We start from the raw sequence: 11,671 nt of genomic DNA, 5'->3' as shown, positions 1-11,671 counted from the left end.
TTACCTATTCCTCTATGAGTCGTTAAAATTGGAATCAACTAAAGCCTTGTGGTCCCTTTATGGGATGCTTCTGCCGACCAAAAGCAAAACGACCGCGACAGTTGCCTGGTCAGGCCGTCTGCTGCGGTCGTTAGTTTCATGCTCTTCTATACCCGACGGGTTGCTCGAGAACCGTGTACTGCGCCTATTCCTTGACCGAGCCGATCATGGTGCCCTTCTCGAAATATTGCAGCAGGAAAGGGTAAACCACGAGCACCGGCAGGGAGCAGACGATAACCGCGGCCATCTTCAAGCTTTCCGGCGCCGGCGGAATGACATTCGTCGCCGTTGTGAACGGGTCGAGCTTGTTCTCGATGAGGATCTGGCGGACAATTTGCTGCAGCACATACTTGGATTGGTCGGTGATGTAGAGCAGGTTGTCCATGAAGGCGTTGATGTGGAACACCATCGACCAGAGACCGACCGTGACCAGAGACGGGATCGACAGCGGCAGCATGATCCGGAACAGGATGCGCAGATCGCGGGCTCCGTCGATCTTGGCCGCTTCGACCAAGGCGCTCGGGATGGACCGGAAGAAGGAGATCATGACCAGCACCTGGAAGGCGTTGGCGGCCGACGGGAGAATATACACCAGCCGGGAGTTCAGCAGATGCAGCTCCTTCATCAGCAGGTAATGCGGCACGATGCCTCCGTCGAAGATCATGGTGAACAGCAGCAGCATGATCAGGACGCGTTTCATGGGCAGTTCGGGCCGCGACAGCGGATAGGCGGCGCAGACGGTAACGAGCAGCGTCAGGGCCGTTCCTGCCACCATACGAAACAGCGTGTTGGCATACCCCGACCAGATGAACGGGTAATCGATCAGTTCCTTGTAGGCCTGCCACTCAAAATCCCGCGGGAAGAAGTGAAAGCCGCTCCGCAGAGCCTCGCCTCGTCCGCTAAAGGAAACGGCGAGCACATGAACAAACGGGTATACGACGATGAGCGCCAAGACCGACAGCACGACATAGATGAGGCCGGGGGCGATTTGATCCTGCCATCTTTTTGATTTCATAGCTGATTCCCTCCTGCCTTTACCATAGCCCGCTCTCCCCATGGCTCACCTTGCGCACCGTCAGATTGGCACCGAGTATGAGCAAGAGCCCCACGAGCGATTTGAACAAGCCGATCGCTGCGGTGTAGCTGTACTGGAATTGCTGCAAGCCGACCCGATAGACGTACGTGTCGATGACATCGCCGGTCTCGTAGTTGACGGGGTTGAGCAGGTTGATGATTTGTTCGAAATTGGCGCTGAGGAAGCCGCCCAGACTCAGAATGAACATGATGGACACGGTCGGCAGAATCGAGGGGATGTTGATCCGGATGATCCGCTGCCAGCGGTTCGCCCCGTCGATGATGGCCGATTCCTGCAGCTCCGGGTTGATGCCGGTCAGAGCGGCGAAGTAGATGATCGAGCCCCAGCCCAGGTCCTTCAGGATGGAGGAGCCGACGACAATCGCCCGGAAATATTCCTTCTTGCCCATGTAGAACACGGGCTCTTTGCCGAACCAACTGGAGATTTCGCCCATGATGCCCGAGGTCGGCGACAGGAAGTAGATGACGAGCCCGGACATGATGACCCAGGATACGAAGTGGGGCAGATACATGGTGGTCTGTACGAACCGCTGAAAGCCCCGCGACTTCACCTCGTTCAGCAGCAGCGCCAGGACAATCGGCGCCGGAAAGGCGAAGAGCATCTGGTACAGGTTCAGGAGCAGCGTGTTCTTGAGCAATCGGTAAAAGTCATGGTTGCGGAAAATTTCCTGAAAATGCTCAAAGCCGACCCAGGGGCTTCCCCAAACGCCGTCCACGACGCGAAAATCCTTGAACGCGATGATGACGCCGTACAAGGGGCCGTACTTGAAGACAAAAAAGAATGCGAAAGCGAAAAAGAACAGAATGAGCAGCTCTCCGTGCTTCTTTAAAGTTTTCATACCGCACTTCCTCTGGACTACCCGAATCGCCTAACCGGTTCGATCGCAAGGGCCGCAAGCGGCCCCTGCGTGCGGCGAACCGGGTTCGGGGTTATTTTTTGAACTGCTTCTGGTACATCTCGTTGGCTTCCTTGGTCAGCTCTTCGCCGCCCTTGGCGTTCCATTCGCTCACATACTTGTCGAAGTCGCTGAGCGGAAGCTCACCGCTGATGATCTGGGCGAAGTATTTCTGCGTGAGGGAGGTCAGGTCTTGCTTATACTTGCCGTCGGAGGGCAGCGCCGAGGACAGAAGCGCGTCGCTCCACCGCGGAGCCGAAGAAATCGCTTTGATCGCCTCGTTCAGCTTCGGGTTGGAATATTTCTCCCGATACGCCTGGGTCGTGATGTTGCCGAGCGAGAAGAGGCGAACGCCGAGCTGATCGCGCTGCTCCTGCTTCTCGAAGCCGGTGAGGAACTTCGTGGCGCCGGAGGTCGCGCCGCTCTCGGCAAAATCCCACTGCTGCCCCTTCACCCCGAGGCTGGTCATGTTGATCGTCTCTTCATCGTTGCTCTCCGCACGGAGAATTTCGAAGATCTTGGCAAGCTTCTCGGGCTGGTCCTTCACCTTGGCGCCGATGACGATGAAGTTGCTCTTGACGCCCCAGTCCCAGGAGCCCTCGCCGCCCGGTCCCTTCGGATTCTTGGCAAGCACGAGCTCGGCATTCGGGCTCAGCGACTTCATCTCGGTCACGGTCGAGGAATCCGGGAGCGCTCCCTTGCTGATCTGCTCCTCGATCACGCCGATCCGATTGTTATAGAGCTTCTTGCGGTACGAGTCTTGGGTATCGGTGATGAATTCGGGGTCGATGACACCGTCGGCGTACCACTGGCGCAGCTTGGCGACGGCTTCCTTGGTCTCCGGCATGACCGAACCGTTGACGATCTGGCCGTCTTTTTCCATCCACATCGTCGGCTCAACGCCGAACGCGCCGAAGATCGAATAGAAACCGGTGGACCAGGTCGAGGTCGCCGTCCCGGTGAGGCCGTACGTGTCCTTCTTGCCGTTGCCGTCCGGATCGTTTTTGGCGAACGCGTAGACCGCTTTTTCGAACTCGTCGAGCGTCTCCGGAACCTTGGCGATGCCGACCTTATCCAGCCAATCCTTGCGCCAGAGCATGCCAAGATCGTACGGCTTCAGATCGATAAACATCGGGATGGCCCACAGCTTATCGTCGAAGGTAACCGTCTGGAACAGCTCGTTGTGCTTCTCGATGTCCTTCGAGTATTCGGGCATCTTCTCCTTGATCATGTTCGGATCAAGATCCATGAGCACGCCCTGATTTTGATAAGCCGATACATTGGACGGATCGCCCAGCATGAAGAGGTCCGGCACTTCGCCGGAGGCGATGCTGGCATCGGTCACCTTGACCGGTTTGATCTTAATATTGAACTTTTGCTCCAGCCATTTCTGGACTTGGGTATCGTTGACCACCCCGGAAGCCTGCATATGGACGCCCCAGGTCAGTTCGACCGGCTTGCTCGCCGCGGCGCCGCTGGCGCTCGGGCTGGATGCGTTCGAATCCTTGTCGCTCGATCCGCAGCCGGCCAACAGACCGGCCATCAGGCTGGCTGCCAATACGGCGCTGCCCATGGTCTTGAATCTTTTCTGCAAACGAATCTCCCCCTGCTTGATGGTTTGCCTTACGTATGTTGGTAGTGGATGATCCGCATCCTTCTGGACCCCGGCCGGGAGTTGGGAGCGGTTACATTCCTAACGATAACGGCCAACGGCCTGTCGCACAATCCCGACATCCGGTTCTTTTTTATGTTTTTGGCCAGGAGAGCCTTTGGAACCGCTTTATGTTATTCCGTTTTTCGTATGTTTTTCGGCTCTCCCCTGTTCGATCGCTACAACTATGTTATAATCCCCATGTCGCGGTTAAGGCCGACGACCGGATTTGTAAACGCTAACATCCAGAAAAAGATAGGGGGATTGCCATGCTGGGAACCCGGGCTATCCATAACAACACGATGTTCGTCAAGCTGCTTCTCTCCATGACCGCCATCGCCGTGATTACGGTCGTGCTGATCTCCGCCGTAACCTACACCATCTCGGCCAACAACAGCGTCGGCAACTCGATCGAGTACAATGAATCGATCCTGGCCCAGCAGCAGGAGCTGATTCAGAAGGAGCTTACCGCCATCCGCAATGCCACGAACGGCATGATCCTGACTCAATCGTACCTGTATCGGACCATCGGCGGCAAACTCAGCGTCGGCTCGCTGATCGATTTAACCGGTTTTGTGGAGGAACAAAAGAAGATCAGCCCTTATATCGATTCCGTCTATCTGTACTACGATCCGCTCCAGCTCGTCCTGACGTCCCGCCCCGAGGTAAAGACGTCTCCGATCTCAACCTTTGCCGACCGTTCCTGGCTGGAAACCTGGGCCCAAAATACCGGCAGCCGCACGGTCTGGATCACCGGCAGGCCCAACGGCTTCGATGCGGAGCGTCCCGCCGCCAGCCTGCTGCAGAAGATGCCGCTGATCGGCCAGGTGAGCGGCGCCATCGTCATTAACCTCAAGCTCGATCTGCTGTTCGGCGACTACCTGAGCCATTATCACAGCAAGAAGGGCACCACCGTAGTCCTCGGCCCGAGCGGCGATCTGCTCTATACGGACGCCGCCGACGGCGCCGCGGTCCTCGGTCAGTTAAACGCAGACCGGCTGACGTCGGGCAGCGGCTCCTATATCGACAAGTCCGATCGAATCGTGACCTATACCACCTCCGAGTGGACCGGCTGGCGGTTCGTCGACATCACCGAGCGCTCGGCCCTGCTGCAAGGGATGAACCATATCAAGTTCATCGTGCTGTTCGTTGCGGCGGCCTACCTGAGCGCCGCGTTCGCCATCTCCTTCTTCCTGTCCCGCCGGCTGTATCGGCCGCTGCAAAGCGTGATCACCTATATCGTCGGCTCCGAGGAAGGCGGAAGGAACGGAGCGACATCCGGAACGCAGCGGGGCGAGGACGAAGCCGGCTTCATCCGGCGTTCCTTCGAGCAGATGGCCCATAACCGGGAAACCCTGCTTCGGGAAAAACGGAAGGTGGAGGACCTCCTTGCCGAAAACCGGACGGCCATCAAGGAAAAGTATCTGACCGATTTGATCCAGGGCAGCGTTCCGGGCGGCAATGCCGAAGCAGGCGATCAAGCGGCGGAGCTCCTGAAGCTGAGCGTCGATTTCACCCGGTTCGCCGCGCTCACCCTGGAGCTGGAGGAGCCCTATCCCCTTAGGAGCCCGGATGGTCCCTTCCAGTTCCATCTGTTCCATTACGGCCTCATCGAAGAGCTCGGCGCGGGCATCGACGGCGAGGTCTTCGCCAAGGACGGCAAGCGCACCGTCATCCTGCTGTCCGTCCCCGCCGAGGCGGACGACGGCTTTCCGCTGGAGCAGGCGAAGCGGCTGAAGCAGCTGCTGCTGGACCGCTACGGCATGTCCGTCACGATAGCCGTTAGCCGCATCCATTCGGGCGAAGGCTCCGTTCATTCCGCATATGAGGATACGCTCGAAGCGCTGAATCTGAAGATCTACATCGGCAAGGGCGAAATTCTGCCCTACTCGATTCTGAGCTCGTGGAAAGCCGAGGAAGAAACGTATTATTATCCGTACGCCCTGGAAACCAAGCTGCTGCAGGCCCTGCTCCAGACCGACAAGCACGAGTGCTTCGCGGTCATTCGCCAGATCACCCAAGCCGTGATCGACCAGAAGCTGAGCAAGGCCAATATCCAGCAGCTGTTCTTCCAGCTGAGCGGGGAAGTCGTCAAGACGCTCGTCCAGACGGGCGGCGACATGGCCGCCGTCTTCGGCGGGAAGCCCTCTTACACCGACGCGCTCGCCCGCGCCGAGACCGTGCAGGACATGGAGGAATGCCTGCTGGATATGTGCGGGCGAATCACCGCGTACCACAAGGAGAAGCGCTCCAAGATGACGGACGTCACCCTCCAGCTCGCAACGGATTACATGGATGCCAACTTCAACAAGAACATATCCGTCGATACGGTGGCCGAGCACGTGCAGCGAAGCTCGTCCTACCTCAGCCGCATCTTCAAGGAAGCCACCGGCATGACCGTCAACGACTACCTGATTCAGCTTCGCATCAAGCGGGCGATGGAGCTGCTCCAGCAGCCGAGCGTCACGATGGAGGAAATTTGCCGGCAGATCGGTTATGCGAATGTCAGCTATTTCAACAAGGTCTTCAAGGCCCGAACCGGACTTACCCCCGGCCAATACCGGCAGCAGCAGGCGGCGGAGCAGCTCTTGTCCAAACCAAATAACCCCGAACAGGAACACTTGTGACGAGTGTCCTTCTTCGGGGGGGGGCAATCCGGATTTCACAAGTGCGCTTGCTGAAACTCCTTGGGGGTCAACCCCGTTGATTCCTTGAATATCTTGGCAAAATATTTAGGATCTTGGTACCCGACACGCTCAGCAATTTCATAGGATTTGAGGGTTGAATTTAACAGCAGATCCTTGGCCATATTCACTCTCATTTCCTTCATATACGCAGAAAAGGACTTCCCGGTCTCCTTTTGAAACAATGAACTCAAATACTCCGGGGTGATCCGGCAATATTCCGCAAGTTCATCCAATGTGACTCCCATCTGATACCGTTTATGAATTCGGTTTATCGCTTTGGTTACGAGAAGACCAAAACCTTCCTTCTTCTCCTCGAGCAATCCCAGAATATAGTCGGTTGCGTTCGTCAAGGCGTTCTTCAATTCTCTCTGAGTTCGTCCATGCATGAGACATCGAAAGATTTCATTCCTATCGTTGGTAACCGTTGTTTGTCCACTTAACGATTCCGCTAAATGCATCATACGGGAGATCAGCTTCACACACCCTTGAACCACTTGGTTTGGATGTCCTGCATGCTCGATTAGTTGGTGAAGAACGGAAAATACGAAGACCATCAACTTCTCCCGGTCGCGATTCGCCAAGTGCAGCTTGATAGGGGCATCCCAATCGAGAGAATCCAGCGTCCCATCCGACACTCGTCCATCATTGCATGCCGTCTCCTGGAACAAGGGATGTTCCGAACCACTTAGGATGGACCATTTATGAGTCTCGCTCAATGTCTGAAGGACTTCATTCCACAGGCGGAGATCATCCATAGCCGTCCAGGCTGCAACCCAAGATGCGGCGGCGTCGCTTCGCTGCATCGCTTTTTGGATGGATAACAAAAGCTTACCCGAATCTTCTTCATCCTGGGCTTGGAATACGATATAGGACTCCCGCTGTTCGACTTGATCCATAATCAAGAGAGGCTCGGGTGCATGTAAGGATCGAATAAATTCCTTCCAAGAAGTGCACGGAGTATCACAGCACTCACCGTAATAAATGGATACGACAATAAGCTCCCGTCCCGGCTGAAATCCGATAAGGCGATAGATCGAACTGCCTATTTGATCTTTCGTCTCTTTCGTCTGCTCCAGGTATTGTCTCAGGATTCTTTCCGGTTCGATCCGCTGCGTGTTCGTATATTGGCCGGTAAGCAGCTGAACCACATGCCGCTGTTCGGTCAATTGCAAGGCTCGCTTCAAGTCATCCGCTGTCACCGGCTTCAGCAGATACTCGCTGACATTCCCCAATGACAAGGCTCTCTGTGCCATATGAAAATCGGAGTAGCCGCTGAGAATGATGGATTGGAATAAGGGTCCCTTCTGTGGGATGGACTCCAGCATCTGTACTCCATCCATGCCCGGCATGCGAATATCCGTAATGACCACATCCGGCTTTATCTCCCCTATAAGGTCAATGGCGTCCATGCCATTGTCGCATTCCCCTACGACTTCATAGGGTTCGCCGAACTTCTCGATTAAATGGACAATTCCCTTTCGGGTTTTCGCTTCATCTTCGACTACCATGATTCTCATAGCATCCCTCGTTTCATCGAACTTTCCGGCTCTTCCTCAATCGGCAAGACTAGACGCACCTGCGTCCCCTGGTCAATGCCGCTTGTAATGATGACCTCTGCTTGGTCACCGTAATAATGCCCAATTCGTTCAACGGCATTGCGAACCCCTAGGCCGGAGCCTTTCGCGTTCGTTAAAGTGCCTTCCAATAGTCTCTGCCGCGTCGCTTCATCCATTCCACAACCATTATCCGCGATCGTGATCGCTAGACATTGATTTGCCGTTCGTTCTATCTCGATCACAATGAGCCCTCCGCTTCTTCGCGTGGTGAAGGCATGCAGGATGGAATTTTCAATGAACGGCTGCAATAACAATTTGTAAATTTTTACATGATGCAACCGTTCATCCGTTTGAATCGAATACTCAAATACTCCTTCAAAGCGATTATACTGCAACAGCAAGTACTGCTTAAGCCATTCCAACTCTTCATGAAGATCTACCTTCTCCTTGCTGCTGTTGATGCTGTATCGCAAGATATGGGCAAGTCCTTTCAACATCCGGCTGATATCGTGCTCGTCTTTCTCAATGGCCATCCAATTGATTGAATCCAACGTGTTATACAGAAAATGCGGATTTATTTGAGCCTCCAACGTGCGGATCTCCGACTCCTTCTGCTTTTGAATAGCCGTTTTGGTTTCTTCCATCAATTCGTTGACGGTGTTCATTAATTTATTGTATCCGGAAGCGATGACGAACAATTCGTCATTGGAAGGTTCGGTAATTTGAATATGCAGGTCACCGCGTTGGGCCTGCCTCATGGCTTGAACGATGGTTCGGATGGACTTGGTTAATAACCCCGAGAAATAGATGATTAACAACGACGTCAGAATAAGCATGGCGAACCCCGCCGCCACATTGACTCTCTGCATGCGGTGAAGCTCCGTGAACAGCCCACTTTCTTCCGTTACATTCACGATCGTCCAACCGGTTTGCGAATTTGGAATATAATTTAGTATGGAGGCCTTTCCGAACAAGGAGGCTTCGCGAGGAAACCCGGAAACGGGTTTTTGGGTCGGAGTAAGAAGATGGTTGAAATTCAATCCGATTTGGCTTTTATCATGAATCGATAGCACTCTTCGGTTGGAATCGATAAGGAAGTTGCTGCTCTGGATGTTGTGAACTCTTTCCGAGCCTTCCGTAAAATTCACCGAATCCTCTAATACGCTTTCATCTATACTCAGCACAATATAGCCCAAGTCGACTTGATTTCCGACTTTATAGCCTATCAATTTGCGGGCAATATGGAAGACATAATGAGGCGGTGAACTTCCCTCATCGATGATCTCGGTCGTTCCCGTTATCCACGTTCCCTGCTGGATATGCCTCAATTGGTTGATCATTTCGCTCTTGTCTTCAGGCTTAATATGTTCCCATAAGGTATCGATCGATGAACCATTGACCCGGTCAAATGCCAAGATGGTCCCGTCGTGGTTGAAATAAGACAGACTTCGAATTCCTTCCTTGGAATAGGTGTAACCGGATAACAGGCTTCGCAGTCTGCTGCCATATAGCAAGTCTGGACTGTCCGTCTGCTGCATTTGCTGAACGCAAGCAATAACGTCATCATCCGAATAGACCTGCAGTAAAGTGCCGGAGTAAGCGGACAGGGTAATTGCTAGATTTTTATTTGTTTGAATCAAATTATATTGAATCAGATCATTAATCTTCTTCGTCATCGCCTGCGTTGAATTGGAGTAGGTGATATATTGAAGGCTAATGGCCGGCAGGAAGGTCACCACGAGGAAGGTTATGATCAATTTGTACTTTAAGCTGATCCCGGAGACGAATCTTCGCAGAGAATTCATGGTGCCTCCTTCTGTACCATCCGATTCTTAGCCCGATTATAGCATAGACAAAGGGACAACAGATCTTAGAGCCGCTGTCCGCTGTCGTCTCCACTCCTTCTTTTTATCCCTTCACTGCCCCGTTCGTCAAACCGCTAACAACATATCGTTGAATGAAGATAAAGATGAGAACAACCGGCAGAACCGATACCACGCCGAAAGCCATAATATTGTTCCAAGACACCCCTTGATAGCCAAGGAAGTTGAAGATTCCGGACGTTACCGCTCGCATCTTCGGATTACTAATGAAGGTTAAGGAATAGATCAGATCTCCCCAAGCGTATAAAAAGGAGAATACGGCGGCCACGACTACCCCGGGTATGGCAATCGGAATCATGATTCGATAAAAGGTAGAGAAGGTGTTGCATCCGTCAATCTTGGCGGAGTCCTCCAGTTCTTTCGGCAGCGAAATGAAGTACGTTCTCAGAATCATAACCGAGAAGGGAATGCCGATCGTAGAATCTGCAAGAATCGGAGCCCAGAAGGTATTCAACAGATGCAGGTTTTTAAATTCAATGAAGAGAGGGGTTAAGATCAAGGAAGAAGGAAGCATCTGAGTAATTAAAAACAATAAAATGAACAGCTTCTTCCATGGGGTTTGAAACCGGGCCAATCCATAGGCCGCGGGAATAGCCAACATGGTGGACAGGATCATCGTTGCGACAGAGATGATGGAGCTGTTCAAAAAGGAACGCAGAATGTTATTATCGGCACTCGCGATTTGATCCGTATAGGATTTCCATTGAACATGAACGGGAATAAGCGTTGGATGTGAGAGGAAAATATCCGATTCCAATTTCAGTGAGGTGACGATCATCCAATAAAGCGGAAACAGGAAAGCGCAAGTGATACACAGCGCCACCACATTAAAAATCCGGTTAGTTCTTCGTTCCCTGGCCGTAAGAAAGGAGAGCCGCATCCTTACATCACCTCTTCCTTGCCGACCAGTTTCAAATATCCCAAACTTACGATGAACAAGATCACGAACAAGAAGTTGGCCGCTGTGGCTCCCTCACTAAACTTATATTGGACAAAAGAAAGCTTGTAGGCGTAAGTGGACATCATCTCCGTCGAATCCACCGGTCCGCCGTTCGTCATGATGACGACCAGATCAAATACTTTAAAGGTATATATAAATCCAAGAACAAGCAGGGACTTGATCGCCGGCTTCAGCAACGGGAGCGTGATCAGGAAAAAGCGTTTTACCACCGTGGCTCCATCCATCGCAGCGCTCTCATAGATATCCTTCGGTATAGTAGTCAATCCCGTCGTAATCAAGATCATATTGAACGGAACACCGATCCAAGTATTGGCGATAATGACAGACCAGAGCGCATTGGATGGGTTGACCAGCCATTCAATCGGATGTTGGATCAGATGCAGCTTCATGAGCAGTTCATTCATGATTCCCCCGTTCAAGGAGAAGATAAACTTAAACATTAAACCTGTCACGGTGATCGGCATCAACCAACTGATCATAACTAACCCCCGCAGCCGCTCTGCCAACTGAAATTTCTGGCTAAAGAGGAGAGCGAGTGCGAATCCAATAAGGAACTGAAACAGGATAGAGAAGACCGTGTAGATTAAAGTATTCGTCGTTGACTTCCGAAAAATATCGTCGTTAAGCAATGCCTGATAATTGTCAAGGCCAACGAATGATTGAACTCCTGCGATATTCATCACGTTCATATCGTAGAAGCTCAAACGGATATTTTCGTACATCGGATAACCAACCATTGCCAAAAGAAAAATCAGGGCGGGAAGAACAAAGAAATTGCTATAGGTGCGTTCGGTTAGCTTCAATCTCATCTCTTGGTCACCTCATCTATTCCTTTTGCCTTGGCCTTAGTGGGCATTCACCCAATGAATGGGCAGGAATACAAAGCATCCGCTTTGTATTCCT

Annotated in this window: 8 protein-coding genes; 1 reads left to right on the top strand and 7 read right to left on the bottom strand. The window is 52.7% G+C overall.

The window, feature by feature from the left end:
- Nucleotides 1-184: 184 nt before the first annotated feature.
- The 3 genes from ACSEXS_RS10700 to ACSEXS_RS10690 form a co-directional block, all read right to left on the bottom strand.
- Nucleotides 185-1,054 carry a carbohydrate ABC transporter permease gene (locus ACSEXS_RS10700; RefSeq protein WP_438433218.1) on the bottom strand — a complete coding sequence of 290 codons (870 nt, stop codon included), beginning with the start codon at nucleotides 1,052-1,054 and terminating at the stop codon, nucleotides 185-187.
- Between the two features lie 19 nt (nucleotides 1,055-1,073).
- Nucleotides 1,074-1,973: an ABC transporter permease gene (locus ACSEXS_RS10695; protein WP_438433217.1), complete on the bottom strand. Its 900-nt coding sequence runs from the start codon at nucleotides 1,971-1,973 to the stop codon at nucleotides 1,074-1,076.
- A gap of 91 nt (nucleotides 1,974-2,064) precedes the next feature.
- Complete coding sequence (locus tag ACSEXS_RS10690; RefSeq protein WP_438433216.1) at nucleotides 2,065-3,624, bottom strand: extracellular solute-binding protein; 1,560 nt, start codon at nucleotides 3,622-3,624, stop codon at nucleotides 2,065-2,067.
- 326 nt (nucleotides 3,625-3,950) lie between these two features.
- Here ACSEXS_RS10690 and ACSEXS_RS10685 point away from each other — a divergent pair, with 326 nt between their 5' ends.
- Complete coding sequence (locus tag ACSEXS_RS10685; protein WP_438433215.1) at nucleotides 3,951-6,308, top strand: helix-turn-helix domain-containing protein; 2,358 nt, start codon at nucleotides 3,951-3,953, stop codon at nucleotides 6,306-6,308.
- Between the two features lie 35 nt (nucleotides 6,309-6,343).
- On the opposite strand, the gene ACSEXS_RS10680 is transcribed toward ACSEXS_RS10685, so the two are convergent.
- From ACSEXS_RS10680 to ACSEXS_RS10665, 4 genes are all read right to left on the bottom strand, one after another.
- On the bottom strand, nucleotides 6,344-7,885 hold the full coding sequence (locus tag ACSEXS_RS10680) for a response regulator transcription factor (RefSeq protein WP_438433214.1): 1,542 nt from the start codon (nucleotides 7,883-7,885) through the stop codon (nucleotides 6,344-6,346).
- Nucleotides 7,882-9,729, bottom strand: coding sequence for a cache domain-containing sensor histidine kinase (locus ACSEXS_RS10675; RefSeq protein WP_438433213.1), 1,848 nt, complete (start codon nucleotides 9,727-9,729; stop codon nucleotides 7,882-7,884). Before ACSEXS_RS10675 ends, ACSEXS_RS10680 begins: the two co-directional genes overlap by 4 nt.
- 103 nt (nucleotides 9,730-9,832) lie before the next feature.
- The gene (locus ACSEXS_RS10670; protein WP_438433212.1) at nucleotides 9,833-10,687 is read right to left on the bottom strand and encodes a carbohydrate ABC transporter permease; all 855 of its coding nucleotides are present in this window, start codon (nucleotides 10,685-10,687) and stop codon (nucleotides 9,833-9,835) included.
- Nucleotides 10,688-10,689: 2 nt separating this feature from the next.
- Complete coding sequence (locus tag ACSEXS_RS10665) at nucleotides 10,690-11,577, bottom strand: carbohydrate ABC transporter permease (protein WP_438433211.1); 888 nt, start codon at nucleotides 11,575-11,577, stop codon at nucleotides 10,690-10,692.
- Nucleotides 11,578-11,671 lie beyond the last annotated feature (94 nt).

The sequence above is a fragment of the Gorillibacterium terrae genome (assembly GCF_051594785.1).
Classification (GTDB): Bacteria; Bacillota; Bacilli; order Paenibacillales; family NBRC-103111; genus Gorillibacterium.
Note: the sequence above shows the minus strand (reverse complement) of the source record. Positions and strands in the feature narration are given on the sequence as shown.

Bases quoted from the DNA above. Each gene is read 5' to 3' on its own strand.
- ACSEXS_RS10700 (WP_438433218.1), bottom strand. From the start codon at position 1,054: ATGAAATCAAAAAGATGGCAGGATCAAATCGCCCCCGGCCTCATCTAT.
- ACSEXS_RS10695 (WP_438433217.1), bottom strand. From the start codon at position 1,973: ATGAAAACTTTAAAGAAGCACGGAGAGCTGCTCATTCTGTTCTTTTTC.
- ACSEXS_RS10685 (WP_438433215.1), top strand. From the start codon at position 3,951: ATGCTGGGAACCCGGGCTATCCATAACAACACGATGTTCGTCAAGCTG.
- ACSEXS_RS10680 (WP_438433214.1), bottom strand. From the start codon at position 7,885: ATGAGAATCATGGTAGTCGAAGATGAAGCGAAAACCCGAAAGGGAATT.
- ACSEXS_RS10675 (WP_438433213.1), bottom strand. From the start codon at position 9,729: ATGAATTCTCTGCGAAGATTCGTCTCCGGGATCAGCTTAAAGTACAAA.
- ACSEXS_RS10670 (WP_438433212.1), bottom strand. From the start codon at position 10,687: ATGCGGCTCTCCTTTCTTACGGCCAGGGAACGAAGAACTAACCGGATT.
- ACSEXS_RS10665 (WP_438433211.1), bottom strand. From the start codon at position 11,577: ATGAGATTGAAGCTAACCGAACGCACCTATAGCAATTTCTTTGTTCTT.